Genomic DNA, 26,685 nt, shown 5'->3' on the forward strand with positions numbered 1-26,685 from the left:
AACAGGGATAACAATATGTTTATTAAGAACAGAGAATGGTGTCTTCGTCTATTTTTTCTGGCTTTTTTGTTCGCTAGCCAGATAGCATCAGCGAATGGTTATGTTTTAGAAAAAGTGGTTGAAGTAAGCCGGCATGGTGTCAGACCACCCACCCCGGGCAATACAAAAGCAATGGAGACCGGTACTGCCAGACAGTGGCCGGTTTGGTTAACCCATGATGGTGAGCTGACGGGACATGGCTATGCAGCGGCGGTGATCAAAGGCCGCTACGAAGCAGTAAGATTAAGAAAGCAGGGCGTTCTGAAACCGGGATGTCCTGATGCCGGTTCCATTTTTGTCTGGGCAAGTCCTTATCAGAGGACTAAGGCAACGGCTAAAGCTCTGGTTGATGGCGCCTTCCCGGGATGCGGTGTAGATATTCATTCTGTACAGGCAGCAAAAGACCCGTTGTTTCATAATGATAAAATGGGTTTGGTTAAGCTGGATAAGAATAAAGCGCTTTCCGGTATAAAAAAAGCGATGGGTGGCAGTATTGTTCTGGCCGAAAAAAAAGCCCAAAAAGATATAACCGCGATAGAATCCGTCGTATGCAAAGAAAATCATCCGTGTCCTGTTTTTGATGAAAAATGGTCGGTCAGGCAAAAAGAGGATGGACGGTTTGAAGTCAAAGGGTTAGGTACATTAGCCAATATGGCGGAGACTTTTCGTCTGGCCTGGAGTAATAATAATCCAGAGAAAGATATTGCTTTCGGTGCTGTTCATTCGTCACAGGATGTCGCCCGGTTAATGCCGCTTCTTACGACAAAGTATGACTATATCAATGATGTTCCTTATATCGCGATGCGTGGCGGCTCAGTTCTTATGAATCAGATAGTGCAGGCGTTGGATATCAGGAATACCGATACTCAAATAGGGCCGCCGGATGTGAGATGGTTACTGTACGTCGCGCATGATACAAATCTTTCCTGGCTCAGAACGATGTTGAATTTTAGCTGGAAACTGGGCGATTACCCCAGAGGAAATATTCCGCCTACCGGAAGTCTTATTTTCGAGCGGTGGCGGGAAGAAAAAAGCGGGCAGCGCTTTATCCGGCTTTATTTTCAGGCACAGTCTCTCGATCAGATTCGTTACTTAGTGAGTCTTGACACTCATCATCAGCCTCTAAAACAAGAGTACTCGATGGCTCATTGTCAGAAGACAAATGTTGGGGTGTTATGTCCCTATCAGGAGATGATGACACATATAAAAAGCAGTATTGATGCTTCCGCAGTTATTCCCGTGTCATATAAAGAGCAGAGGAAATATTCCGGATTGTAATTGTGTATTAAAAAGGAAAACAGGATAAACCAGATGCCCTGACTCCGGTGAACTAGCGGAGTCAGGGCTTTTTAATATACGAACCCAAATCAGTTAACTGCGGCAAGTCTGGCAGCAAACCCCATGAAGAAAAGTCCGAGGAGGCTGTTAGCAAGTTTATTAAGAGTCGTGTGTTCTCTGAATAATTTAGTCAGACCATTACCTAAAAAGATAAGAGCACTCAGGTAGGTGATACTCATTAATTCCAGTATTGAAGCAAGGACTAAATACGAAATCCAGGTATGTTCATAGTGGTAGTCAATAAACTGAATGAAGAACGATACATAGAATAAAATTGCTTTAGGGTTTGTCAGGCTTAACGTCAGAGATTTTCGAAAAACCTTTTCTTTTTTCACTTTGGTGGTTTTCTGTTCTTCCGGTTTTCTGATCCAGTTGTTATAAATTAAATGGCAGCCCAGATATAACAGATAAACTGCTCCAAGATACCGGATGATAGTGAACAATGTCGGGGATGTCTGGATAAGTGATGCAACGCCAAGATAAGCAAGTAATATCAAAAAAGCATCACCCAGTAAAACACCTGCAATTGCATGATAACCTTTTGGGATACCATGGGTAGAGCCGACTTTTAGCACATAGAGAGAGTTAGGACCGGGAGCCAGAATAATCATGATTAACCCCGCAAGGTAGGTCCATATATTTAATACACCGATACTTTCAAACATAAAATGAACTCAATTTGTAACACGATAAATGGGAATTATTGCTTTTTTGCGTATTTTCACCGTAATTTGATACCTGAAAGACAATTACTCCAGAAAGTTTACATTGTCATATAAAAGCTCTGAATGTGTCTATACCTGGTTAACATTAAAATGTAGAAATCGGGATTGAAGGCCTTATTAAAGGCGTTTGTTTCATGTGAAAGGCGACAATATTTTTGTTTAAATTATATTGTTAATTATGCCTTTTAATCATAATAGTGGCTTCTTTTTCTAGTTTTATCCCGGGGGATTAACTGATACATTTTCTTTAGTCTTTCAAAGGAGGTGAGTAATGGGTTATCCAATTAAAGGGGCATGCCAGTGTGGCCATGTAACATATACACTGTTGAGAGAGCCAAAAATGGTTGTGGCCTGTCATTGCAAAGAATGTCAGAAATTATCAACGAGTGCATTTAGTATTACAGCGGTAGTTGATGCTAAGGACGTTATTTTTGAAGGTGAAATGAGTGACTGGAGCCGGAGTTCTGACAGCGGGAATATTTCAGCTGCAAAATTTTGTCCGGTATGCGGAAATCGTATGTATCACTATGATCCGGAGAAACCGGAATTACTGAAGTTAAAACCGACTAATCTTGAAGATACCAGTATTGTTAAGCCTGTTGCTCATGTCTGGGTAAGCGAGAAACAGGATTGGTACGAAATACCGGAAGGCGTGAAAGTTTTTGATAAGCAGCCATAAATGAACTTAAGCCCGGGTGAATTCCGGGCTTCATTGTCACTGATAGGAGTTAGTCTTTTAGTGGCATTCTTTTAGCATTCTGGCAAGTGCTTTGACTGCTGTTGTTGACTGTTCAAAGTCGGTATAGGTTAAATACATTGGAATAACCCGTTTGCAACCTGCGGCAAGAGGTAAACAGCGCAATACCCCTGTCTCTAATAGTGAGTCTACTCTGTGCAGTGGTAACCAACCAAAACACAGTTTGCTTGTTACCGCTTCAATTGCAGATTCAACGGTATTAACGGTCCATCTTGACTTTGGCAAGTCCAGAGTATCGTTGTTGAATTCGCCGATATTATCAATATAAACTCGGGTGTAGTGCGTTAGGTCATTCATCGACAATTCCCCTTTTTTTAGGCGGAACAGGGGATGGTCAGCGTGAGCTACAGCATTGACTTCTACATCATATAGTTTCTCATCAATGCTTTCTCTTATGGTTCTGGAACCTATAAACAGATCGCAGTCAGGTTTCTTGTTTGAATGAAATAAACGGATGGATTCTTTTAATTCTATTTGAGTATGAGGGTACGCCTCTTCAAATGACGCGAGAGCCTGAAATAACAGTGATTTGGGATACAGGCTGTCCACTTCGATTGATATTTTGGCCGGGTCGCCGGATATGAGTGTTTTTGCTTTGCGCTCAACATTTGTGAATTCAGCCAAAAGGGGACGAATATCATCTAAAAGAGCACTGCCAATATCGGTCAGACTCACTTTTTTCCCCTCAACCTGAATGAGCTTTGCCCCCAACTGCTCCTGAAGGTTTTTAATGGCATAGCTAACGGATGACTGGCTTTTGTATAAAGAATCAGCTGCAGCAGTAAAACCGCCTTTATCTATAATTGTTTGAAGAATGAGCCATTGCTCTAACGTCGATTTATGCATCATCTATTTAATAAGTAAATTAATATTGGGTAAAAATACCGCTCATGGATTTGTTTTTCAAATAATATTAAATACTCATTCTGTCTGGGACAGTAAATCACCCCATTCATTATGTTGTGCTTTCGAATATGGGAGAAAGGGATAAATGACTTGAGTATTTTTGTGACAAAATGGTGATATATTTTACCTAAAAAGATTTTATGGACGAAATAATGGAACTTAAGGATGACATTCGTTTGTATTGTCTGGGTGAATCGGCAATTACAATCGAGTCAACAAAACCGGCTTCTATCGGGCTACAGAAAAAAATCTGGTGCATTACGGAATTTTATCGGAATAAGGCTTTCGTCAGTGATGTCGTACCCGGAATGAATAACCTGACCATTATTTTTGACATGTATCAGATCGATTTAAAGCAGGAGTTACAGGTACTTTTATCTCTTTGGCAGGATATCGAAATGTCTTCATATGACCATGAAAAGGTAATTGAAGTTCCGGTGATATATGGAGGAGATAATGGTCCGGATCTGAAAGGGGTTGCTGCCTATCATGGAATCAGTCAGGAGGAAGTGGTCAGGTTACACAGTGACAGTGAATACATTGTCTATTTTCTCGGTTTTCAGCCCGGATTTGCGTATCTTGGAGGGATGCCAGCCCGTTTAACTACTCCCCGGCATGCATCACCAAGGGCTATTGTTCCTAAGGGATCGGTGGCTATTGGTGGCGCACAGACAGGAGTGTATCCTAATCGTTCTCCTGGTGGATGGCAGATAATTGGTAAAACCGATGTCGAGCTGTTTGATGTCAACCGGGAGCAGCCGGCTATCTGGATGCCGGGAGACAGGGTACACTTTGTTGCAAAGGAGATATTGACAAATGATTGAGGTATTACAGGCTGGGCCTCTAACCTCTGTTCAGGATTTGGGGCGACAACATTTCCGGGATCAGGGTGTGGCATTATCGGGGGCAACCGATCCTTTGTCGCTTCGAGTTGGAAATATGCTTCTGGGAAATGAGATATCAGCTGCCGGAATTGAATGGATGTTTGGTAATGGAAAAGTCAAATTTGTCCGTGATACCTGGTTCGTTGTTACAGGAGCAGAATGTTTTGCTCAGTTAGATCAAAAACCTGTGATGATAGGGTGGCGAATGATGGCTCGTGCCGGTCAGGTGCTGACACTTAGAACATTGAAATCCGGCTTGTGTTCGTATTTGTGTCTTGAAGGTGGAATTGATGTACCTGTTGTTCTGGGCTCCCGCTCGACCGACCTGCAGTCAGGTTTCGGTGGGTATGCAGGCAGAGTTTTGCAGAAAGGAGATTGTATTTCATTATTTCACACAGAGAGCGCAATACAGAAATCTGTCGGAGTGTTGCTTCCCCATAATGACGGAGTCATTCGGGTGATGGAAGGTCCTGAAGAATCACAGTTTTCACCTGATGCCATACACCGATTTTATTCTTCTCCATGGCGGGTTAAAACCGAATCAAACCGGATGGGATTTCGTCTCGATGGTCCGGTTCTGGAAAGAATGGTGTCTCATGAATTGCTGTCGCATGGCATTTTGCCCGGAATCATTCAGGTACCACCGGAGGGGAAACCGATTATTATTGGTGTTGATGGGCAAACCACCGGAGGTTATCCAAGGATGGCTTCTGTTATCGCTTCTGATTTATGGAAAATCGGCCAGCTCCGACCGGGCACTGATATTTTATTCCGTAAAGTCACGCCTGAAGAAGCAAAGCATGCTTATCAGGAACAGCAATTTTACCTGAACAAAATTCACATGGGCGTGGTATAGAACGAAAGAGGCTAGGAATTTAAATGGTTAAAGTGGACTTAAATTGTGATATGGGTGAAAGCTTTGGTGTCTACTCCCTTGGTTGTGACGCTGATATTATTCAGCATGTAAGTTCGGTTAATGTCGCTTGTGGATTTCATGCCGGTGATCCGACGGTCATGAAGAATACGGTTGAGCTTGCTAAAAAAAACGGGGTAGCTGTGGGAGTTCATCCAGGATTCAATGATCTTCAGGGTTTTGGCCGTCGTAATATGCAGGTTTCACCCTCAGAAATTTACAATATGGTCGTTTATCAGATTGGCGCGTTGTATGGATTTTCAGCTGCCATGGATCTTAAACTTCATCATGTAAAACCTCATGGTGCTCTGTATAACATGGCAGCTAAAAATCCGGATATGTCTATGGCGATTGCTCAGGCGGTTAAAGATGTCGACCCGGGCTTGATTATGTATGGTTTAGCTGGCAGCGAGCTGATAAAAGCCGCTGAGTTGTTAGGTTTGTGTGTTTATAACGAAGTATTTGCAGACAGAACTTATCAGCCTGATGGTTCATTAACTCCGAGGACTCAGGAAAATGCGTTATTACAGTCTGATGATGAAGCGGTGCAGCAGGTGCTTGATATGGTGCTGAAAGGCGAAGTTAAGAGTGTCACCGGTGAGTGGATTCCTGTTAAAGCGGATACTATATGCATTCATGGTGATGGTGATCATGCCTTGAGTTTTGCTAAAAAAGTCCGTAAAGCATTAGAAGATAGTGATGTCAGTGTTGAGGCTTACAGATAAGAAAAATAAACCCTAACCAGTAGATGGAATGGTTAGGGTTAACTGTACGTTATAGTAATAATACCTGGGGGACATCTATACATAACGCAACACTAAAATAATCACCTATACCACAAAGAGTGTGGTTCTGGTCAATTGGGCTAGGTCTCTAATTATAAATAAGAGTCATTTAAAGTCCGTGACCTGGATCACCTAAATGGTAACGTTTACACTATTACAGTATAGGAATTTATTTAGAATTGGAGTTAATGGTTTATGCCAATTACGGATACGTTTACACTTGCATAATGAATTAACCTCAGTTTTTTAGTTTAGCTCAGGCCAGAAGTCCTTATTCGCCTTGATTAAATCATCAAGGATAAATTTAGCAACAGAGGCGCTTGGTACAGTTTTAGATAGCGTGATAGCCTGCCACAGTTTTTGATAGGATTTTTCAATCCATGCTTCGACTACCAGCTTTTCAACAGCAACCTGCTGATCCATCATTCCTTTCTGGAACAGGGGTATTTCGCCAATGGAAAGCGGTTCTGGCCCGTTACTGCCGACAAGACAAGGTATTTCAACCATCGCCGTAGAATTAAAGTTACTGATTGAGCCATTGTTAGGGACGATCAGCAGCATTCTTTCTTTTGTGTTGTAGGCGATAGCCCGTGCCAGATCAACAATGTATTCGGCATGGTCATCCGTGTGCAGCTCACAATCCGCAGAAGAGCCTTGTTCGATGACTTTGTTACATTCACCAAAGACAAATTTTTCCCTGCCGTCCATTACTTCATTGGCCCGGGTATATTCGATATTGGAATGTTTTACGACATAGTCCGGGAATAAATAGTATTTAAGGTAAGTGTTCGGCATGGTGTCCGGTGCGAGAGGGTATACGTCTTTTGCTTTTGCAAAGGTATCTAACCAGCTTGCGTCGCAATGCTGCTGTGAGCTGAGCTCTTCCTGAACGACGTAACCATGTTTTGCAACGTGTTCTTTCAGTTTTGGCATGAGATCATTACCCGCTTTATCCCGGATATCACACCACCATCCGAAGTGGTTCAGACCATAGTAGCGGATATCCATTTCTTTTCTGGACTCTAATTCCAGAATTTCGGCCATCCGCATTTCGATGCCAAGAGGCATATCGCAAATATTGAGAATTTTTGCATTTGGTCTTAGCTTTCTTGTTGCTTCAGCGACAATAGCGGCTGGATTGGAATAGTTCAGCATCCAGGCATTGGGTGAATATTTTTCCATGTAATCCAATAGTTCTAAGACACCGCCAATTGAGCGCATTCCGTAAGCAATACCACCAGGACCACAGGTTTCCTGACCCAGTACGCCATATTTCAGAGGGATTTTTTCATCCAGTTCCCGCATTGCGTATTTACCGACACGGATGTGTGCCATCACAAAATCAATGCCCGAAAAAGCTTCTGCCGGTTCTGTTGTATAGGAAAACACAATATCCGGTGCTTTTTCTTTTAAGATGATAGCGCATGCTTTACCAATGGTTTCCTGACGTTCTGCATCGTTATCGTAAAATTTCAGTTCTTTAATAGGGAATTTATCAAGGTTATCTAATAACATTAAGACAATTCCAGGGGTAAAAGTACTACCACCACCAGCGATTAATACAGAATGTTTGTTCATGTGAATCTCCATTATCATTCATTATTGATGATCAAAGTTTATACAAGGGCCTGAGCGTTTGTTGGCATAGGGGTATCCATGATGTTTTCTATCCGGTCCCGAACCTGAGAAACAGAAAGCCCTATAATTATCTGAATTGCTTCGTCATTTCGGACCACTCCGTGAGCGCCTGCCTGACGAAATACCGAATCCGAAAGCAGCAGATCCGGGTTTTTGACACTGATTCTCAGCCGGGTTGCGCAATTATTGATTTCGGCAATATTGTCCATTCCCCCAAGGGCTTTCAGAATCTGAAGTGCCTGTTCGTCACGGGAATCGGTGGCGGTTTGGGCAGCCACTCCCTGTTTTTTCTCTCTGTACTCTTTTTTAGATACCAATCGGATATCTTCATCGTCAGATTCCCTTCCCGGTGTTTTTACATCAAACCGGACGATCAGATACTTGAAGGTAAAGAAGTAAATGGCGGTAAATGAGAAGCCGATAATCAGCTGTTTCACCATAATCATGGCGTGATTTCCAAACATGGGTAACCAGTTCGTTGCGGCCATTTCCAAAATTCCGCCGCCAAAGTTGCCGACAACACCACTCATATACATTACGGCAGCCATCGTTGCGGCAAGCACTGCATGAACACCAAACAAATAAGGTGCGATAAACAGAAACGTGAATTCCAACGGTTCGGTGATACCAACTAATACTGCGGTTAATGCGGCAGGTATAATGAGACCGGCGACTTTTCGTTTGTTTTCCGGTGCGGCGGTTGCAATCATTGCGCCTGCAATCCCAATGGCGCCAAAGACTTTACTGTTGCCAAACAGCATGAACCCGCCTTGTGGAAACAGATCTGTCAGTGGTTGTAAGGAACTGGCAAACTCAGGGATATGGTGTAGCCAATAGGCCTGAAGTCCACCTTCAACCGCCGCAGGGCCAAAGACAAATGGGCCGTAGACAAAATGGTGTAAGCCCGTCGGGATGAGAATTCGTTCCAGGAAGGTATACAGCCAGACTCCGATGACGCCTGCGTTGCTTAAGAATACCTGCATGGATTCAATGCCACTCTGAACTTTTGGCCAGAATAAGGCGGTCAGAAAGGCGATAGGGAGCATGGCGATAAAACCGATGATGGTGACAAAAGCGGTTCCCTGAAAAATGCCAAGGTAATCGGGCAGTCTTTTATCAAAAAAGCGGTTATGAAGGTAGGTAATGATACCGGCAATAAATATGGAGCCTATGATACTGGTGTCTAAGGTTTTGACACCCGCGATCATTGTCAGGCCACTGACGCCGCCGATGGGTTGGGAAAAATCGACGCCAAAGTCTTGTCCCCAGGTCGTTAATATTGCCGCGATGTAGTAGTTAAACGTCATGTATGACACGATGACCGCCAGACAGGCCCGCGCCGGGGCGGTTTTTGCCAGACCGATGGGCAGGCCAACAGCAAATAAAATGGGCATATTACGAAATACCGTCCATGCGCCTTCCTGAACGACCATCCATAATTTAAACCAGATTGTTGTCGGACTGGCCAGTGATCCCATCAGTGTGGGGTTTGTGAACAGAATTGAAATTCCAACCACAATTCCTGCGAATGGAAATAGGAGCACAGGTGTAAACATTGCACCCCCAAATCTTTGTAACGCTTTCATCATAATTTTGCTTCCTATATTTTTATTTATTGTTATTAACTATTTGTTGGGCAGAACCTAATGTTCCAGGTAGACATTATTGGGTAATAACATGAGTTCCTTTACGCCGGATATTAATAGTATTTAGGAGGTTGAAAAGTGATTGCTATCACAAACATACTATATTCGTATTAAAAAGGTATTATTGGTATTTCTTTGATTATAAAAATAAGACCAATATACCTGCTGAGTGGTTATCTTTTCGTTCTTTTTCTGAACTTTTGTATCTCGTATTTATACTACCTAGGTAATTTTTCTAGTTTCTGTTATTTTCTGAAATCGATATCTGAAAGAGATGATATGTGAGAAAGGTCTTAGTTTGTTATAAACTAAATAATATATATTTAATACCATTCAAATGATTGAGATCAATTAATGATATATAGAAATATTGCTAATAAGCTTAGATTACGCATCAATTCCGATGAGTATTCTGTTGGAGACCTTCTACCAACAGAAAGGCAATTGATGGAAGAGTTTAAAGCTAGCAGGGTCTCTGTCCGTAAAGCTATTGAAGAGCTTGTTGCATTAGATTTGATAGAAAAGAGACAGGGCAGTGGCACATTTATTACTCATAAAGACGTGGTTCACCAACTGGTTCCTCTTCGCAGTGCTCAGGAACGCTCTCAGGAAATGGGTGAAAAGGTTATCAGTGAAGTGCTAGAATTTTCGGTTAAGGTTCCGGATAGCGAAATAGCCAAGCAGCTAAAAATAGAATCAGAAGATAAAGTATATTATGTAAAGAGACTAAGGCGTTATAATGGCAGGCCACAAATCCTTGAGGAAAGTTATTTGCCTGTCCGTGTGTTTCCTGAACTGAACATTCGCGTGTTGGAAGGATCAAAATTTCAATATATAGAGAAGGTGACACAATTAAAAATAGAAGGATGTTATCAGGAATTTTCGTCCATAATTTCAGATAAGGAAAAGCTGGAATTGTTGAAATTGAATATCAACGAACCATTGCTACAAATCCGGTCAGTGGCCAATCTGGTGGATGGAACCCCTATTGATTATAGTATTGCCAGTATCAAATCCAGTGAGCATATATTAGGCTTGTATATTCCCCGTTAGAGAAGTTCTGAAATATTGTATTTGTATGTTTGGAGGAAAAAACAGCGGGTGGTTTCCCCCCCACTGTTTTTTGACAGAAGGTTAATCCAGATAGGTTTTTTTAATTCGGTTTGCCAGTTTGATCACCAGTTCATAGGGAATGGTTCCGGCCGCTTCGGCCACTTTTTCTACCGGAAGGTTTTTCCCCCACATTTCAACGCTGTCACCCACTTTATCCTGACAGTCCGGGCCGAGATCAACAGTTATCATATCCATTGAGACTCTGCCGGATATTGGGACGATACGTCCGTTGATATATACAGGGGTACCGGATGGAGCACTACGTGGGAAGCCATCTCCGTAGCCCATTGCTATGACACCGATGTATGTATCTCTTTCTGATGTCCAGGTTTCTCCATAGCCTACGGGCTGGTTCGCATCGTGTTTTCTGACGGCAATCAGCTTCGTTTTTAATGTCATTACCGGCTCCAGTCCAAGCTTGGCACCGGTTATACCTTCTGAGGGACTGATGCCATATAACGCAATTCCTGCCCGGCAATAATCAAGGTGAGATGTTTCCCAGTACAGAATGCCTGCTGAATTAGCCAGCGTTTTGGGACCTGGATATGGAGCTGTCGATTTAAGAAAAATATCCAGTTGTTTTGCAGTTGCCTTTGCGGATTTATCATCGGCACAGCAGAAGTGACTCATAAAACCGACCGGACCAGCCAGTTTTTTAGTGGCTTCTGCCCGGCTTACAAAGTCTGGAAGTTCATAAGGTTGTACGCCTAAACGGTGCATTCCTGTATCCAGTTTAATCCAGGCAGTCACCGGTTTTGCCAGCGTGGTTTGTTCTAAATCTTTTAGCTGTTCTTCACAATGGATTGCGGTATGAAAGTTTTTTGCTGCTGCTATCTTTAAATCTTCTGCGCAGAAACAGCCTTCCAATAACAGAATGGGCTGAGGGATGCCTGCATCTCTTAATTCGATTGCTTCTTCAATTCGTGATACAGCAAACATATCAGCCTGGGATAGGGTTTTTGCGGTTCTGACGGCATTATGTCCGTATGCATTTCCTTTTATTACTGCAACTACTTTTTGGCCTTCACATCGAGATTTCAGTGTATCGTAGTTACGATTTAATGCCCTGAAATCTATTACGGCTTCTGCTGTAATCATAATCGTTCCTGATATTGCTTTGTTGGACGTAGTGTGCCTGAGGCAGAAAAGCCTCAGGCGGTTTGTTTATTAAGATTCGACTGAAACACCATCCTCCTCTTTATCTTCTGGTGCAGTAAAGTAAGCCTTGGTTAGTTTAAAGACTACCGGGCTAAGAACTGCCAGTGCGATAAGGTTTGGAATGGCCATCATAGCATTTAGTGTATCACTCAGGAGCCAGACAAAATCCAGAGACATCGTTGCTCCGATTGGCAGTGCTAACACAAAAATAATTCTGAAAGGCATAACGGCTTTTGAACCGAATAAATAAATGGCACAACGTTCGCCATAAACGGACCATCCCACAATGGTGGTAAACGCAAATACAGCAAGGCTGACTGAAACCAGATATCCGCCAATCCCAGGAAGTACCTGATTGAATGCGGCAGAAGTTAATGCAGCACCAGATTCACCACTTGTCCACTGTCCCGAAATGATGATCACTAAACCTGTAATAGTACAGATAAGAAGTGTATCAATAAAGGTACCAAGCATCGCGATCATTCCCTGACGAACAGGATCATCAGTATGAGCACTGGCGTGTGCAATCGGCGCTGAACCAAGACCGGCTTCGTTTGAAAAAATACCTCGAGCCACACCAAAACGAACGGCCATCCAGACTGTAGCACCGGCAAAGCCGCCTTCAGCAGATGTTGGGGTAAAGGCTTCTTTAAATACAAGGGTTAGTGCAGAACCAATGTCTCCGGCATTAGCTGCCAGAATGACCAGTCCGCATCCTACATAAGCCAATGCCATAAATGGGACTAAAGCGCCGGCAAAAGCACCGATCCGCTTAATACCACCGATTAACACAGCCCCTGCCATAACCATAACAACAATGCCTACAATAAGAGGGGAGAAAGAGAAGCTGCTTTGCAGAACCTGAGCAATCGAGTTAATTTGAACACCATTACCAATACCAAAACAGGCAAACGTACCAAAAAATGCAAACAGAGTCCCTAGCCAGGCCCACTTCTGTCCCATACCGTTTTTAATATAGTACATTGGGCCACCAACGAAGCTTCCGTTTTCGTCAGTTTCACGATATTTAACCGCCAGTACTGCTTCGGCGTATTTTGTGGCCATTCCGAGTAAGGCTGTCATCCACATCCAGAATAATGCACCCGGACCACCGATGAAAACGGCGGTTGCAACACCGGCAATATTACCTGTACCAACAGTCGCGGACATTGCTGTCATCAGAGCCTGAAATGGAGGGATTTCACCATCTCCATTTTCACTTTCCTTACGACCACCCCACATTAGTTTGAATGCACGTGAGATGTTAAACAGTGGCATAAATTTTAATCCGAAGTTTAAAAATATCCCTACGCCTAAAATCATGACAAGCATGGGAACACCCCACACAATGCCGTTAATTTCACCGATAAATTTTTGTATCAGTTCCATCTGTGGTTCTCCTGAGAATAATTGCATAAAAGACTTGATTATTACTGAACTGCAATATGCGCACCAATTGGTCGGAATACTCAGTTTATGTTTAGAGCAAGTGATATTGAGCACATTTATAGTCTATTTCTATTCAACGAAGATGATATCGCTGATTTATTTCTAAAGATATCATTTTTTTATTTAAATCTATAAAAATAGCAAAATGCAAGATTTAACTCTGTTTTGTGAGTGTGTTTCTGTGGAGTTTAAATCTGGAAATAACGGTTGTAATGAGCGTATTATTTTTGTGGATTTAACGAAGGTTATGAAAACTCAGATGATATGAAAAGCTATTTTGGTGCATAAATGACCCGTTATAGTGCAAAAAAAGCACATGATTGTTTTTATATTGTTTCAGATATGTTTCTGTTTACTTCTTATTGTGATATAGATCACAATATAAACCTATTCTTACTAATAAATCCATAAAGGATAGATTCGCTATTTATGCCAATTTATTTGAAATTATATAAAACTAAAATATACCAATCTTTGAACTAATTTTCTGTTCGTATTTATAGCTGCATATATATTATTCTTAAAAAAAGATAAAACTCAGAATAATAACATTAAGTTAATATTGTGTTAAATATGAATAAATAGTCACAAAAAATATAGAATTTCGCATATCAATGCATTATTTCATGTGTTTGTTGTGGTTTTTATTTGTTTGATTGTGAAAAGTTGTCATGTATTTTGCACTATGAATGGAAACTAACTCGAAATTTATAATCGCAATATAAATATTCAACAAATCGGAGAGATTCAGAGATGGAACTTAAACAACCATATTTACTATTCTTAGGTGACGCGGCAGATGCGTTGGCAGCAAAAGTAGCACAAGGTATCAAAACATGGAGACCGGATTACTGTGTTGGTCAGTTTCGCCTGAAAAATTGTAATGCAGATTGTGGTTTGCCTGACCTTACCATTAAAGATGCCGCCGCTGCAGGCGCGAAAACATTAGTTATTGGTGTAGCAAACCGGGGTGGAATTATTTCTGAAGAGTGGATCAGTGTTTTGATTGAAGCATTGGAATCTGGTATGGATATCGCTGCTGGCCTGCATAATAAACTTGCCGACATACCGGAACTGGTCGCATGTGCAGAAAAAAATGGCCGTTCATTGTTTGATGTCCGTTATCCTACTCAGGTATATCCAGTTGCCAGCGGTAAAAAACGTTCAGGCAAACGGGTACTGACCGTTGGTACGGATTGCTCTGTAGGGAAAATGTATACCTCTCTGGCTATTGAAAAAGAAATGACCGATCGTGGTATGGATGCAGATTTCCGTGCAACGGGTCAAACCGGTATCTTAATTTCTGGCGGCGGTGTCAGTGCAGATTGTGTTGTTGCCGATTTCATTGCCGGTGCGATTGAAACGATTACACCTGCTGCAGATGAGAAGCACTGGGATGTTATTGAAGGTCAGGGCTCTCTATTTCATGCGTCATATTCGGGTGTTACCCTGGGCCTTATTCATGGTTCGCAACCCGATGCATTAGTTCTATGTCACGAACCAACACGTGATCATATGCGAGGTTTGCCTGATTATAAGCAACCAACTATTAAAGCTTGTATCGAACTTAACCAAACGATGGCAAGACTTGTTAACCCGAAAGCAACGGTAGTTGGTGTTTCTATCAATACATCAGGTTTAGAAGAACAGGCGGCTCTGGAATACATGGACAAGGTAGAATCTGAAATCGGTTTGCCTGTGATTGATCCATTCCGCCAGGGGGTTGCCCGTATTGTTGATAAACTTTCGGAGATCTAATGGAAGTCAGTGTCTATCAGAAAAGTTGGCCGATCAGAGGTTCATTTACAATATCCCGCGGAACGAAAACGTCTGCGGAAACGATAATTGTTGAACTGAATAGCGACGGTGTTACGGGGCGTGGAGAGTGTGTTCCTTATGGCCGGTATGGTGAAACGTTAGAGAACGTAAAAGCACAGATTGAATGGGTTTTACCTGAAGTAAAATGCGGTATCAGCCGTGATCAACTTCAGTCACTGTTGCCGTCTGGTGCTGCGCGAAACGCGATAGATTGTGCAATGTGGGATCTGGAACTGAAGTCATCGAGAAATTCCGTTTGGGACGCCTTGCAAGTGAAACCGGAACCTTTAACCACTGCATATACGCTTTCGTTGGATAAACCTCATCGTATGGAGCAGTCTGCTATTGAAAATTCGCATCGCCCATTGCTTAAGTTAAAGCTGGGCGGGCCTGAGGACCTTGAGCGAGTTCAGGCAGTAAGACGTGGTGCGCCAAACGCAAAGATTATTCTTGATGCAAATGAAGCATGGGATAAAGAGACTTATCTGGCATTGATCCCGGAGTTAGTCAAACTGAATGTTGCAATGATTGAGCAACCATTCCATGCAGATAATGACCACTTTCTTGATGGTTTAGACAGACCTATTCCGATCTGTGCTGATGAGTCCTGTCATGACAGAAGTAGTCTGGAACGTGTAATTGGCCGGTACGATATGATCAATATCAAGACCGACAAAACCGGTGGATTGACGGAAGCGTTGGCTCTGAAAGAAATGGCTGAAAACGCAGGGCTGAGAATTATGGTCGGGTGCATGCTTTCTTCTTCTTTAAGTATGGCTCCGGCATACGTTGCGGCGCAGGGTGCAGAAGTAGTTGATCTGGACGGGCCATTGCTTCTTGCCCGTGACATTGAGCATGGTTTTGAATTTTCACAGAATTTAATGATGCCTTTTGACCAACGGTTATGGGGCTAGAGAGGAATTTTTATTATGGAACGTATCGTTTATTTAAATGGAGACTATATTCCTGAATCTGAAGCTCAAATATCAATATTTGATCGTGGTTTCTTATTTGCGGATGCGGTTTATGAAGTTACTGCTGTCCTTGACGGTAAACTTATCGACAATCCGGGGCATCTTGCTCGTCTTGAACGCTCAACCAAAGAACTGGGTATTAAATTGCCGGTTACCGGTGCGGAACTGACTGCAATTCAAAGAAAACTGATTGAGAAAAATGGTTTGGTTGAAGGCGGGATCTATTTACAGCTTTCCCGTGGTGCGGAAAGCGATCGTGATTTTGATTATAGCGATGACATTGAACCAACATTGGTTCTGTTTACTCAATCCAGAACTTTGATCAATTGTCCTAAGCGTGAAACCGGAATTAAAGTCATTTCATACAATGATATTCGTTGGCGTCGTCGTGATATTAAAACAACAAGTCTTCTTCCCGCTTGTCTTGCTAAACATGCTGCTCACGCAGCAAAAGCCGATGATGTCTGGCTGATTGAAGATGGTTTTGTTACTGAAGGCGGTTCCAGCAATGCTTACATTGTGACTCAGGAAGGTAAATTGGTTACCCGTCCGCTGAGTAACGACATTCTTCATGGTATTACACGTGCTTCTCTCATGAAACTGGCAAAAGACACCGGAGTTGAGATTGAAGAACGAAATTTTACTATTGAGGAAGCCTATGCTGCGAAAGAAGCATTTATCAGTTCTGCAACGACATTTGTATGGCCTGTTGTCGAAATTGACGGTAAGCCGGTCGCAGATGGAAAACCGGGTGAGTTTTCACTAAAACTACGCGATATTTATATTAATACCGCTAAAGAACTTGCTGAGTAATCCCCTTCTGTCCTCCTTTTCTGGGCCCCTATTTTAATAGGGGCTTTTTTGTGTCTGTTTTATAGCCATAATGTGATTGTGCAGCTCAATTTTTTCATTATGTAAAATATTGAAAATTGTATTTGGTCAATAGGTTACAAAGTGTTGTAATAGAGCATAAATTTGTATATTTGATCGATTGCATGGTGATATTTAACCAAATATTAACCGCTGTATACGATAGACTACAATTAGTAATGAGAAATTTATTCAGAGAGCAAGATAAACGTTATCATGGATTTATAGTGTTACATTGTAACATTCGTGTGAGTGTTTAATTGTTAATTAAAAAAGAAAGATGATTAACTTTCAGGAGAGATATAATGGCGAAAGTCTTGCCTATTTTTAGCAAGTCCGTTCTTGCTTTGGGACTGGCTCTTGCACTTGCTGGTTGTCAGGATGAATCCTCAACTCCGGCTGGACAACACCAAGTAAGAGCCGTTGCAGTAGACTCTATTGTGGCGCATCACCAGGCGGTTGAAGTAACCGACAGATTACCTGGACGGACAAGCGCTTATCGGATAGCCGAAGTGAGACCTCAGGTTGATGGTATTCTTCTCAAACGATTTTTTGTTGAAGGTAGCTCGGTTAAAAAAGGAGAGGTTCTGTATCAAATTGATCCGTCTACCTATGAAGTGGCACTGGATAGTGCAAAAGCCGATTTAGCTTCAGCTCAGGCCACGCTTGAAAAAGCGAAAATGCAGGCCGACCGCTATCAGGGATTAGTTAAAAACAGAGCGATTAGTGAGCAGGATTATGAAGATGCTATGGCGACATACCGGGAAGCGAAAGCTTCTGTAATGGCGGCTAAAGCGAAGGTTAAGTCTGCTCAGATCAACCTCGGCTATACCAAAATTAAAGCACCAATTTCAGGTCGTATCGGAAAATCTATCGTTTCTGAAGGGGCGTTAGTAACAGCGGCCCAATCAACTTATCTGGCAACGATTCAGCAAATTGATCCGTTGTATGTCGATCTGTCTCAGCCCAGTAGTGAAGTGTTGAAACTTCGCCAGCATGCGAAGGATGATCATGGTAAACAGGCGAAAAAACTCAGTGGGATTAAGCTGACTTTGGATGATGGGACCAAAATTACTCAGGAAGCAACGTTGCAGTTTGCGGATGTGAGTGTTGATGAGAGTACCGGTACGGTGACATTACGCGCGTTGCTGCCCAATAAAGAACATTTACTTCTTCCCGGCTTATATGTCAGAGCTAGCGTTCCGGTTGACTACAAAGAAGATGCATTTTTGATTCCTCAGACCGCCGTGACCCGAGATGAAAAAGGTCAGGCTCATGTGAAAATTGTTGGTGCAGACAAGAAAGTTGAAGATCGTGTTGTCAAAGCAGAACGAGTAATAGGACAGAACTGGTTAGTTACTTCCGGCATTAAAGATGGCGATCAAATCATCGTATCCGGGTTACAGAAAATTCGTGATGGCGTGCTGGTTGCCCCAACTTCAGCCAGTGAAAATAAAGGACAATAATATATGGCTCGCTTTTTTATCGACAGACCCATATTTGCATGGGTAATTGCGATATTGATCATGCTCGGGGGGATTCTGTCTATTGAAACCCTGCCTATTGAGCAGTATCCGCAAATTGCGCCGCCAGCAGTGAGTATCTCTGGAACGTATACCGGGGCTTCGGCGAAAACGGTGGAAGACAGCGTTACACAGGTTATCGAGCAGAACATGAATGGTATCGATAATTTGCTTTATATGAACTCCAGTAGTGATTCAGCTGGTCGGTTTACTATCCAGTTAACTTTTGCCACTGGGACCGATCCAGATATCGCTCAGGTGCAGGTTCAGAATAAACTGAGTGCGGTTGAATCTACATTGCCGGATTCAGTTGTTAATACTGGTATTACCGTTGCCAAATCAACCAGCAGTTTTCTGATGGTGGTTGGATTTATTTCTAAAGATGGTTCAATGAATAATACTGAACTGGCTGACTACGTTATTTCTAACGTAAAAGATCCCATCAGCCGGGTTCAGGGGGTTGGTGAAGTTCAGGTCTTTGGTGGTCAGCACTCAATGCGAATCTGGCTTGACCCGAATAAACTGAATAAATTCAGTTTGACTCCAAGTGATGTAACCAGTGCGATTGCCAGCCAGAACTCTCAGATATCCGTAGGTCAATTGGGTGGTACACCATCGGTTCCTGGTCAGCAACTGACGGCAACCATTACCGCTCAGGGACGTCTGAGTACTGTTGAACAATTCGGAAACATTTTACTCAAAGTTCAGAGCGATGGCTCTCAGGTCCGGGTCAAAGATGTTGCTCGTGTTGAAATGGGGGCCGAGAGCTATCTGGCTCAGTCCCGGTTTAACGGCCAGTACTCTACCGGTATTGCTGTGAAACTGGCTACCGGTGCAAACGCTCTGGATACAGCAGAAAATGTACGAGCTAAAATACATGAACTTGAACCATTTTTCCCAAGTAATTTGAAAGCTGTGTACCCATATGACACGACGCCATTTGTGAAAATTTCTATCGAGGAAGTCGTTCATACCTTAATTGAAGCGGTCATTCTTGTCTTCATTGTCATGTTCGTGTTCCTGCAGAATTTCCGGGCGACGTTAATTCCAACTATTGCCGTCCCGGTCGTACTCTTGGGTACATTCGGTATTATGGCTGCGTTTGGGTATTCGATAAACACATTGACAATGTTTGGTCTGGTTCTGGCGATTGGCTTGCTGGTGGACGATGCGATAGTGGTGGTCGAAAACGTTGAGCGTGTGATGGAGGAGGATGGACTTCCGCCATTACAGGCGACACGCAAATCGATGGGCCAGATTACCGGCGCCTTAGTCGGTATTGCACTGGTACTGAGTGCAGTATTTGTTCCAATGGCCTTCTTTGGTGGTGCATCCGGCGAGATTTATCGACAGTTCTCAGTGACAATTGTGTCAGCAATGGTGCTCTCCGTGTTAGTGGCGATGATTCTGACGCCGGCGTTGTGTGCAACGTTGCTGAAACCTCGTAAGCATGGTGAACAACATATTCAGCATGGACCGCTTGCCTGGTTTAATACGGCTTTTAATCTGGGAACGGATAAATACCGTAATAATGTGGCTAAGAATTTAAACCGTAAGATCCGCTTTGGCATCGTTTATTTGGTGATTGTCGGTGGTCTGATGGTTATGTGGCAACGGTTACCGGGTTCATTTCTTCCGGAAGAAGATCAGGGGATGTTTTTAGCTATCGTTATGCTTCCTTCCGGGGCGACTCAGGAAAGAACATTAGCTGTAAACAAAAAGCTTCAGGAATACTTTAAGAACAAAGAAAAAGGAAACGTTGATTCGGTATTTACAATTGCTGGTTTCAGTTTTGCCGGTAGTGGTCAGAATATGGGAATGGCCTTTGTTAAATTAAAAGACTGGAGTAAACGTACTCGTCCTGATCAGTCAGTTGGTGCTATCATTGGCAGAGCATACGGTTATTTTGCGACGATTAAAGAGGCTCAGGTTTTCGCATTTAATATGCCGGCCGTTCCCGGGTTGGGTACGTCCAGTGGTTTTGATGCCTATCTGGTTGACCGGGGAAATCAGGGACATGCAAAATTAATTCAGGCCCGAAATCAACTCTTGGGCATGGCGGCACAGGATCGGAATTTAACTGCCGTGCGCCCTAATGGTATGAGTGATGGTCCTCAGTTTCGTATTAACATTGATTATGAGAAAGCAATGGCGATGGATGTGGCTGTGAGTGATGTAAACTCGGCATTATCGACCGCTTGGGGGTCCACTTATGTGAATGACTTTGTAGATAATGGACGAATTAAAAAGGTATATGTTCAGGCTGATGCGCCATACCGTATGAACCCGGAAGACCTGAACCTGTGGCATGTCAGAAACAGTAAAGGTGAAATGGTACCATTCAGTGCTTTCGCAAGTTATCACTGGACCTATGGTTCGCCTAAACTGGAACGTTTCAATGGTGCACCTTCTATCAACATTCAGGGCTCTGCTGCTGCGGGAAGAAGTTCTGGACAGGCCATGGCCGAGATGGAAGCATTGGCGAAGAAACTACCTGCTGGTTATGGCATTGAATGGGGTGGTATCTCTTATCAGGAGAAACAATCTTCTGCTCAGGCGGGATTGCTATATGGTATTTCTTTGTTAATCGTGTTCTTGTCACTGGCGGCACTGTATGAAAGCTGGAGTGTACCGTTCTCAGTGATTCTGGTTGTGCCTCTGGGTATTCTGGGTGCCGTTTTGGCTGCTACGTTCAAAGGGCTGTCTAATGATGTCTATTTCCAGGTTGGCTTGTTAACAACTATCGGTCTTTCTGCGAAAAATGCGATATTGATTGTAGAATTTGCTAAAGCTCAGTATGACGAGGGTATGGATCTTGTTAAAGCGACCATCGAATCGTGCCGTATGAGGCTACGTCCGATTATGATGACATCATTTGCGTTTATTCTTGGGGTGTTACCTCTTGCTTTGAGTACCGGTGCCGGTGCGGCATCGCGAAATGCGATTGGTATTGGTGTTGTCGGTGGTATGCTATCGGCTACAATACTTTCTATTTTCTTTGTTCCGGTCTTTTTCGTTATGGTCATGCGTCTGTTTAGGACAAAACCAAATAACCTGAAAGTGATAGCGTCTGAAGAGGAAAACACAAATGCAAATTAAAATGCTTCCTTTGATGGTCGCAGTAGTACTAACAGGGTGCAGTATGGCACCCGATTATCAACGTCCGGACATGCCGAAAACGGCTGGCTGGCAAGGCGTTGCACAGCAATCTAATGCGACCGCTTTACCAGACTGGAAAACGTTCATGGCCGATGAACACTTACAGTCATTGGTTGAAATGGCCCTGAAAAATAATAAAGATCTTCGTCAGACGGTCTTAAATGTGGCTTCTTTAAAAGCTCAATACCGGATTCAGGATTCGGCACGATATCCGGGACTGAATGCTTCTGGTTCCGTGACTAATCAGCGTTTTTCGGATAACTATACCGGTGCCGGTAAGGCTTATAATCATTATAAACAGGCAACAGTTGGGGTCAGCAGCTACGAGCTGGATTTGTTTGGTCGTGTGAAAAGCTTGTCTGATCAAGCATTAGAAAACTATTTTTCACAGGATGAAGCTCGTAGAAGTGCGGTAATCTCTCTGGTCGCTGAAGTAGCAACCAGTTATATGTCTTTGCTTGCGGATGAACAACTGGTTTCACTTACTGATGATACCGTCAATGCTTATGAGCAGACATTGAAGCTGGTGCAGACTCGTTACGATGCCGGTTATAGTGATGCGTTGACGTTAGCGCAGAGTAAAACAGCGTTGTATAGTGCCAAAGCAACTGCAGCTAAGTACCGTTTGTCAGTTGCTCAGGAGTACAATACCCTGCGTCAATTAGTTGGTGCCCCGATAGACCGGCATATTACCGGACAGCTACCGGAAGAAACCGGTGCATTTTTATCTGAGCTGAAAGTCGGCGCGTCGTCTGATTTGCTGTTGTCCCGTCCAGATATTCTGGCCGCGGAACATTCACTTAAAGCAGCTAATGCGAATGTGGGCGCTGCCCGAGCCGCATTTTTCCCAACGATCAGTCTGACTGCCGGTTTTGGTAGTGCAAGTCAGTCTCTGGATAACCTGTTCAGCTCAGGGTCGGGTTACTGGTCATTTATTCCTTCTTTGTCAGTGCCAATTTTTGACTGGGGGAATAACTCAGCTAATCTGGATTTGGCGAAAATTAAGAAACAGTCATCCATCATAGCTTATCAGAAAGCAATCGAAACGGGCTTTAAAGAAGTGTCAGATGCGTTGCTCGGTCAGAAGCATTATCTGGAAGAGTGGGATGCTCAAAAAGCCAACCTGAAAGCGAATGAACAGTACTACGAGCTGGCGAAAATGCGCTATGAAAAAGGCAATGACAGCTATATCGATTTACTTGATGCACAACGTTCGTTGTTTAGCGCCCAGGAAAGTGAGCTGACTTCTCATCTTAGTTTGCTGACAAGCAGGATTAACTTGTTCAAAGCGTTGGGTGGAGGGTGGTCCGCCGCTGACCACGAAGCGTCAACGTCCGTCAAGCATGCGATGGATCAGGTTGATTAGCCTGATGAATTGAAAAATAACCTAGCAATAAACGCACTAATAACCCAATTAGTGCGTTTTTTTTTCACTGCTAATCCTCGAGATCTGCAATAGAATAAATCCGTTTTATATGAGAATGTATAACAATATTGTTCGTATTAGCTAACGAAACGACAAAGTGAGGGAATATCATGTATAAACTTCTCGCATTAGATATGGATGGGACAGTATTGTCGAATGACCATACTATTTCTCCTTACCTGAAAGAGGTGTTAAATGCCGTAAAAACTCAGGTTGAAGTGCTGTTTGTCACCGGGCGACATCATGTCGCTGCACAACCTTATTATCAGGAACTGGCTCTGACAACACCAACGATCTGTTGTAATGGTACTTATATGTACGATTATCTGAATCAGAAAGTGTTGATGGAAAATGCATTAAAAAAAGAAGATGCCTTACGTTTTCATAAAATGGCAGAAGAAGCCGGAATAAAGCAGGTTTTGTATGTTGCGGATGCTATGTTGTATTCCGACTCTAATCCGGTTGACTACATTCAGCAGATGGTTCACTGGGCTCAGTTGTTTCCTGAGGAGCAAAGGCCCCGTATAGAATCGACGGACTCGTTTGAAGATGCGATTTTTAGTGCGGAATATGTCTGGAAGATTGTATTGGAAGGTTTACCGGAATCCTTATCTTCTCTGATTAATGATCACTGGGTTCAGGACACCTTTAACCCTGAGCAGTCGTGGTTTAACCGTGTTGATTGTGCTCCGGCTGGAAATAGTAAAGGGAATCGCCTCTCACAGTATCTTATTGAAAAAGGGATTTCGCCAGATGAAGTTATGGCCGTTGGAGACAATTATAACGACGTATCGATGATTCAACTGGCTGGTTTAGGTGTTGCGATGAAAAATGCGGAACCGGGTGTAAAAGCTTGTGCAGACAAAGTCTGTGAAACAGATAATAATGGCGATGGTTTAGCCAAAATGATAGAGAAGTATTTTTTATCGTAATTTTATAGTAACAAAGGCGAGAGTCATTTTAGCACCCGACTTTATCGTAATTGTTAACATCGTCGTGTTTAAAATTTCTCCTGATCTTTAAATATACGCTAGGATTAACTTAGTGATTTACTAACAATTATTTCTATTATGATTAATCCTACGCATTTTGATTTACAAACGGTTGCAAACATGGTCGGGGATGAAAATATATCGTCGATGCTGGAAAATTATATGGAGTCGATTCATCCCTCTCTGGATGAATTTAAAAAGGGTTGGCAAAATTCTGATTCAAAGAAAATAAGAATGCTTGCTCATAAAATGAAATCTTCCTCTCGTTTTATTGGTGCTACTAATTTAGCTAAACGATTGGAATTTATCGAGCTGAACGGAAGACAGGATGATGCAGAGAAGGAATACTCTTATGAGTCTCTGTTAACCGAATTTTCTGACTTGCTTACTGAGATTGAAAGCTATTTAAGCGAGGATAAATAGATGATGGAAGAGGTAACGTTAACTGTTGTCTGTTTAGATGATGATAGTTTTATGCTTAAAGCAATAGGCAGAGTGATAAGGAGGCTTCGACCACACTGGAATATTTATATGTACGAAGATTCAGTTCAGTGGTTTGAGAAGTGGCGCATGGAAGGCAATCCCAATGACCACATTGATATTTTTATTTCAGACCTGATTATGCCTAAAAAGCGGGGCGACGCACTGCTTGAAGAAATTCGGCTCTCTTATCCGCAGTCAATACGGGTTCTGTTAACTGGCGATACGACCAGTGATTTGCCGAAAGTTGCTCATGATTATGCTCATTTTGTTATTCCGAAGCCGTTTGCTCAGGAACATTTTGAGCATTTGTTTGTCAGCGCAGAGCGATTGCATAAGATGCCCTTCACCTCAGAATGCAGAAAAAAACTGGGCAATTTTACCGGACTGCCTGTTTTACCGGCTTGTGTAACAAAATTAAAAGAGGCATTAAAGGATCCGGATTGTGATTCACAACGGATTGCAAACGTGGTTAGCCACGAACCAGTGCTGGTGGCAAAACTTTTACAAATTGCCAACTCACCTTTTTTTGGGTTCCGGCATAGTACCGAGTCATTAACAGAAGCCGTAACCCGTCTGGGAGCGTCATTGATTGAAAGTGTTGCTATTTCAATGCTTATTAACGTGAATGAAGACAATCTGACTAAAGCACAACATCGCAATATCGCGGATATTTCTTTGAAATCCGGTGCGATCGCCCGATTACTGGCAAAAAAGCTTGGCCGGAGTAGCAGTGAACAGGATAAGGTCTTTATCGCAGCGCTACTGACTTCAGTTGGCGCTTTACTAATGTTGGGTTATGGAGCAAAAGAGAAAGAGTTGGGAGAGTTCATAAAGTTTCAGGAAGGGCTTTTTGACTATCATATCATTGCGGCCTATGTACTGATTTTATGGGGATATGAAATAGAAGTTGGTGAAATTATTTTAAATCAGAGGAACAGAGCGTTTGATGAAGAAAATGATATCGCTTTTTTAGCCAGTATTGTTGGCATCGCCAGTCAAATAGCTCAGTGCACTTCTGAATCAGATTTTCAGTCGTTATTAGAGGGATTACCTGATTCTATTTCTTTTCTTCTCTTAGATAATCAGAGTGTTTTATTGAGTTCACAGTAGTTGGTTAGTGACCGGTTGAGGTGCTTATATGGCAATAAAATTAACTATCGCAGATGATTCCCGAATGTCCCGTAAGTCTGTTATCAGAGCGCTACCGGAAGAGTGGGATGTCGAAATCAGTGAAGCTACAAACGGCAAAGAAGCAATAGAAAACTACGAAAATGGTTTAGCTGAAGTTATGTTTTTGGATCTGACAATGCCGGAAATGGACGGATTTCAGGTACTTGAATACCTGCACAATATTGATGCCAAGTCCATCGTTGTTGTTATTAGTGCAGACATCCAGCCTTATGCGCAGCAAAAAGTGAAAGAACTTGGCGCCGTAACATTCATAAAAAAACCACTGGATCCTATGGTTCTCAAAGAGGCTTTGTTTGAGGTAGGACTGATATGAATATGACGCTATCGGAAGATCACAAAGATGCCCTTCAGGAGTTTATGAACATTTCCATGGGCCGGGCGGCAAACAAACTGGCAACATTGTTGAACCTGCATGTGGTAATTTCTGTTCCGAACATTCACCTGGCGACGGAAGAGGATTTGCGATATTTCCAGGTTCGTCAGGATGATTTCATTTATACCCGGCAGTCCTTTTTTGGGGGAATGGATGGTGAATTGATTACTTTACTTAGCAGGACGGGATGTGCTCAGGTAGTCAGTGATCTCAATAAAGCAAAGGGCGCTGATGAATCGGATGAGATCAGTATCGAAGAAAATATTCTGGATATTTCAAATATTTTATCAGGGGCAAGTCTGAAAGGATTGTGTCAGCAGATAGATGTGAAGACCAACATCCATCCCCCGGTTATTTTTGAGCCGGAAAAGCAACCCTTACCGGTCTCTCAGTGGAAACTTTCCCTTATTATGGAGATTTCTTTTCTGGTTGAGAAAGCCGCGTTTTCTGCTAAAACAATCATTTGCTTTGCTGATCAGGAATTAAGCAGAGTTTTGACTCATCTCGATGAGTTAATGTGAGTAG

At 42.8% G+C, this 26,685-nt stretch carries 23 protein-coding genes; 17 read left to right on the forward strand and 6 right to left on the reverse strand.

Annotated features, from left to right (window positions below):
• Positions 1-15: 15 nt before the first annotated feature.
• Positions 16-1,317 carry a histidine-type phosphatase gene (locus LRQ06_RS20080; RefSeq protein ID WP_232768813.1) on the forward strand — a complete coding sequence of 434 codons (1,302 nt, stop codon included), beginning with the start codon at positions 16-18 and terminating at the stop codon, positions 1,315-1,317.
• A gap of 89 nt (positions 1,318-1,406) precedes the next feature.
• On the opposite strand, the gene leuE is transcribed toward LRQ06_RS20080, so the two are convergent.
• Positions 1,407-2,042, reverse strand: a complete 636-nt coding sequence (gene leuE, locus LRQ06_RS20085; protein WP_232768814.1) for a leucine efflux protein LeuE — start codon at positions 2,040-2,042, stop codon at positions 1,407-1,409.
• A 331-nt stretch (positions 2,043-2,373) separates the two neighbouring features.
• On the opposite strand from leuE, the gene LRQ06_RS20090 reads away from it, so the two are divergent.
• Positions 2,374-2,781 (forward strand): GFA family protein, encoded by a 408-nt coding sequence (locus LRQ06_RS20090; RefSeq protein ID WP_232768815.1) that lies wholly within the window; start codon positions 2,374-2,376, stop codon positions 2,779-2,781.
• Positions 2,782-2,838: 57 nt separating this feature from the next.
• Here LRQ06_RS20090 and LRQ06_RS20095 read toward each other — a convergent pair whose 3' ends face one another.
• Positions 2,839-3,708, reverse strand: coding sequence for a LysR family transcriptional regulator (locus LRQ06_RS20095; protein ID WP_232768816.1), 870 nt, complete (start codon positions 3,706-3,708; stop codon positions 2,839-2,841).
• Positions 3,709-3,917: 209 nt separating this feature from the next.
• Between LRQ06_RS20095 and pxpB the strand changes: the two genes are divergently transcribed.
• From pxpB to LRQ06_RS20110, 3 genes are read left to right on the forward strand one after another with little or no spacing between them, the layout of a single operon-like run.
• Positions 3,918-4,589 carry a 5-oxoprolinase subunit PxpB gene (pxpB, locus tag LRQ06_RS20100; protein WP_232768817.1) on the forward strand — a complete coding sequence of 224 codons (672 nt, stop codon included), beginning with the start codon at positions 3,918-3,920 and terminating at the stop codon, positions 4,587-4,589.
• Positions 4,582-5,505, forward strand: a complete 924-nt coding sequence (locus LRQ06_RS20105; protein ID WP_232768818.1) for a 5-oxoprolinase subunit C family protein — start codon at positions 4,582-4,584, stop codon at positions 5,503-5,505. Before pxpB ends, LRQ06_RS20105 begins: the two co-directional genes overlap by 8 nt.
• 23 nt (positions 5,506-5,528) lie before the next feature.
• Positions 5,529-6,287: a LamB/YcsF family protein gene (locus LRQ06_RS20110; RefSeq protein WP_232768819.1), complete on the forward strand. Its 759-nt coding sequence runs from the start codon at positions 5,529-5,531 to the stop codon at positions 6,285-6,287.
• 306 nt (positions 6,288-6,593) lie between these two features.
• On the opposite strand, the gene LRQ06_RS20115 is transcribed toward LRQ06_RS20110, so the two are convergent.
• The gene (locus LRQ06_RS20115; protein WP_232768820.1) at positions 6,594-7,925 is read right to left on the reverse strand and encodes a 6-phospho-alpha-glucosidase; all 1,332 of its coding nucleotides are present in this window, start codon (positions 7,923-7,925) and stop codon (positions 6,594-6,596) included.
• Between the two features lie 38 nt (positions 7,926-7,963).
• Positions 7,964-9,574, reverse strand: a complete 1,611-nt coding sequence (locus tag LRQ06_RS20120; protein WP_232768821.1) for an alpha-glucoside-specific PTS transporter subunit IIBC — start codon at positions 9,572-9,574, stop codon at positions 7,964-7,966.
• 411 nt (positions 9,575-9,985) lie between these two features.
• On the opposite strand from LRQ06_RS20120, the gene LRQ06_RS20125 reads away from it, so the two are divergent.
• Positions 9,986-10,684: a GntR family transcriptional regulator gene (locus tag LRQ06_RS20125; RefSeq protein WP_232768822.1), complete on the forward strand. Its 699-nt coding sequence runs from the start codon at positions 9,986-9,988 to the stop codon at positions 10,682-10,684.
• An 81-nt stretch (positions 10,685-10,765) separates the two neighbouring features.
• On the opposite strand, the gene alr is transcribed toward LRQ06_RS20125, so the two are convergent.
• Positions 10,766-11,842, reverse strand: a complete 1,077-nt coding sequence (alr, locus tag LRQ06_RS20130) for an alanine racemase (protein WP_232768823.1) — start codon at positions 11,840-11,842, stop codon at positions 10,766-10,768.
• A 69-nt stretch (positions 11,843-11,911) separates the two neighbouring features.
• Positions 11,912-13,291, reverse strand: coding sequence for an alanine/glycine:cation symporter family protein (locus LRQ06_RS20135; protein ID WP_232768824.1), 1,380 nt, complete (start codon positions 13,289-13,291; stop codon positions 11,912-11,914).
• Positions 13,292-14,104: 813 nt separating this feature from the next.
• On the opposite strand from LRQ06_RS20135, the gene dgcN reads away from it, so the two are divergent.
• The 11 genes from dgcN (at position 14,105) to LRQ06_RS20190 (ending at position 26,681) form a co-directional block, all read left to right on the forward strand.
• The gene (gene dgcN, locus LRQ06_RS20140) at positions 14,105-15,109 is read left to right on the forward strand and encodes an N-acetyltransferase DgcN (RefSeq protein ID WP_232768825.1); all 1,005 of its coding nucleotides are present in this window, start codon (positions 14,105-14,107) and stop codon (positions 15,107-15,109) included.
• Positions 15,109-16,083 carry an N-acetyl-D-Glu racemase DgcA gene (dgcA, locus tag LRQ06_RS20145; protein WP_232768826.1) on the forward strand — a complete coding sequence of 325 codons (975 nt, stop codon included), beginning with the start codon at positions 15,109-15,111 and terminating at the stop codon, positions 16,081-16,083. Before dgcN ends, dgcA begins: the two co-directional genes overlap by 1 nt.
• A 15-nt stretch (positions 16,084-16,098) precedes the next feature.
• Positions 16,099-16,956 carry a D-amino-acid transaminase gene (locus LRQ06_RS20150; protein WP_232768827.1) on the forward strand — a complete coding sequence of 286 codons (858 nt, stop codon included), beginning with the start codon at positions 16,099-16,101 and terminating at the stop codon, positions 16,954-16,956.
• Between the two features lie 362 nt (positions 16,957-17,318).
• Complete coding sequence (locus LRQ06_RS20155; protein WP_232768828.1) at positions 17,319-18,479, forward strand: efflux RND transporter periplasmic adaptor subunit; 1,161 nt, start codon at positions 17,319-17,321, stop codon at positions 18,477-18,479.
• A 3-nt stretch (positions 18,480-18,482) separates the two neighbouring features.
• The gene (locus tag LRQ06_RS20160; protein ID WP_232768829.1) at positions 18,483-21,635 is read left to right on the forward strand and encodes an efflux RND transporter permease subunit; all 3,153 of its coding nucleotides are present in this window, start codon (positions 18,483-18,485) and stop codon (positions 21,633-21,635) included.
• Entirely contained in the window at positions 21,625-23,061 is a 1,437-nt protein-coding gene (locus LRQ06_RS20165; protein WP_232768830.1) for an efflux transporter outer membrane subunit, read from the forward strand. Before LRQ06_RS20160 ends, LRQ06_RS20165 begins: the two co-directional genes overlap by 11 nt.
• Before the next feature lie 170 nt (positions 23,062-23,231).
• Positions 23,232-24,053, forward strand: a complete 822-nt coding sequence (locus LRQ06_RS20170) for a Cof-type HAD-IIB family hydrolase (protein ID WP_232768831.1) — start codon at positions 23,232-23,234, stop codon at positions 24,051-24,053.
• 180 nt (positions 24,054-24,233) lie between these two features.
• On the forward strand, positions 24,234-24,536 hold the full coding sequence (locus tag LRQ06_RS20175) for an Hpt domain-containing protein (protein ID WP_232768832.1): 303 nt from the start codon (positions 24,234-24,236) through the stop codon (positions 24,534-24,536).
• 3 nt (positions 24,537-24,539) lie between these two features.
• Positions 24,540-25,706 carry an HDOD domain-containing protein gene (locus LRQ06_RS20180; protein WP_373054866.1) on the forward strand — a complete coding sequence of 389 codons (1,167 nt, stop codon included), beginning with the start codon at positions 24,540-24,542 and terminating at the stop codon, positions 25,704-25,706.
• Between the two features lie 28 nt (positions 25,707-25,734).
• Entirely contained in the window at positions 25,735-26,100 is a 366-nt protein-coding gene (locus LRQ06_RS20185) for a response regulator (protein WP_232768834.1), read from the forward strand.
• The gene (locus LRQ06_RS20190) at positions 26,097-26,681 is read left to right on the forward strand and encodes a chemotaxis protein CheC (protein ID WP_232768835.1); all 585 of its coding nucleotides are present in this window, start codon (positions 26,097-26,099) and stop codon (positions 26,679-26,681) included. Before LRQ06_RS20185 ends, LRQ06_RS20190 begins: the two co-directional genes overlap by 4 nt.
• Positions 26,682-26,685 lie beyond the last annotated feature (4 nt).

The sequence above is a fragment of the Vibrio salinus genome (assembly GCF_021272385.1).
Classification (GTDB): Bacteria; Pseudomonadota; Gammaproteobacteria; order Enterobacterales; family Vibrionaceae; genus Vibrio; species Vibrio salinus.

Bases quoted from the DNA above. Each gene is read 5' to 3' on its own strand.
- LRQ06_RS20190 (WP_232768835.1), top strand. From the start codon at position 26,097: ATGAATATGACGCTATCGGAAGATCACAAAGATGCCCTTCAGGAGTTT.
- LRQ06_RS20105 (WP_232768818.1), top strand. From the start codon at position 4,582: ATGATTGAGGTATTACAGGCTGGGCCTCTAACCTCTGTTCAGGATTTG.
- LRQ06_RS20135 (WP_232768824.1), bottom strand. From the start codon at position 13,291: ATGGAACTGATACAAAAATTTATCGGTGAAATTAACGGCATTGTGTGG.
- LRQ06_RS20160 (WP_232768829.1), top strand. From the start codon at position 18,483: ATGGCTCGCTTTTTTATCGACAGACCCATATTTGCATGGGTAATTGCG.
- LRQ06_RS20155 (WP_232768828.1), top strand. From the start codon at position 17,319: ATGGCGAAAGTCTTGCCTATTTTTAGCAAGTCCGTTCTTGCTTTGGGA.
- LRQ06_RS20095 (WP_232768816.1), bottom strand. From the start codon at position 3,708: ATGATGCATAAATCGACGTTAGAGCAATGGCTCATTCTTCAAACAATT.
- alr (WP_232768823.1), bottom strand. From the start codon at position 11,842: ATGATTACAGCAGAAGCCGTAATAGATTTCAGGGCATTAAATCGTAAC.
- LRQ06_RS20090 (WP_232768815.1), top strand. From the start codon at position 2,374: ATGGGTTATCCAATTAAAGGGGCATGCCAGTGTGGCCATGTAACATAT.
- LRQ06_RS20165 (WP_232768830.1), top strand. From the start codon at position 21,625: ATGCAAATTAAAATGCTTCCTTTGATGGTCGCAGTAGTACTAACAGGG.
- leuE (WP_232768814.1), bottom strand. From the start codon at position 2,042: ATGTTTGAAAGTATCGGTGTATTAAATATATGGACCTACCTTGCGGGG.
- dgcN (WP_232768825.1), top strand. From the start codon at position 14,105: ATGGAACTTAAACAACCATATTTACTATTCTTAGGTGACGCGGCAGAT.
- LRQ06_RS20170 (WP_232768831.1), top strand. From the start codon at position 23,232: ATGTATAAACTTCTCGCATTAGATATGGATGGGACAGTATTGTCGAAT.
- LRQ06_RS20125 (WP_232768822.1), top strand. From the start codon at position 9,986: ATGATATATAGAAATATTGCTAATAAGCTTAGATTACGCATCAATTCC.
- LRQ06_RS20115 (WP_232768820.1), bottom strand. From the start codon at position 7,925: ATGAACAAACATTCTGTATTAATCGCTGGTGGTGGTAGTACTTTTACC.
- LRQ06_RS20150 (WP_232768827.1), top strand. From the start codon at position 16,099: ATGGAACGTATCGTTTATTTAAATGGAGACTATATTCCTGAATCTGAA.
- LRQ06_RS20080 (WP_232768813.1), top strand. From the start codon at position 16: ATGTTTATTAAGAACAGAGAATGGTGTCTTCGTCTATTTTTTCTGGCT.
- LRQ06_RS20185 (WP_232768834.1), top strand. From the start codon at position 25,735: ATGGCAATAAAATTAACTATCGCAGATGATTCCCGAATGTCCCGTAAG.
- LRQ06_RS20120 (WP_232768821.1), bottom strand. From the start codon at position 9,574: ATGATGAAAGCGTTACAAAGATTTGGGGGTGCAATGTTTACACCTGTG.
- LRQ06_RS20180 (WP_373054866.1), top strand. From the start codon at position 24,540: ATGGAAGAGGTAACGTTAACTGTTGTCTGTTTAGATGATGATAGTTTT.
- pxpB (WP_232768817.1), top strand. From the start codon at position 3,918: ATGGAACTTAAGGATGACATTCGTTTGTATTGTCTGGGTGAATCGGCA.
- LRQ06_RS20175 (WP_232768832.1), top strand. From the start codon at position 24,234: ATGGTCGGGGATGAAAATATATCGTCGATGCTGGAAAATTATATGGAG.
- LRQ06_RS20110 (WP_232768819.1), top strand. From the start codon at position 5,529: ATGGTTAAAGTGGACTTAAATTGTGATATGGGTGAAAGCTTTGGTGTC.
- dgcA (WP_232768826.1), top strand. From the start codon at position 15,109: ATGGAAGTCAGTGTCTATCAGAAAAGTTGGCCGATCAGAGGTTCATTT.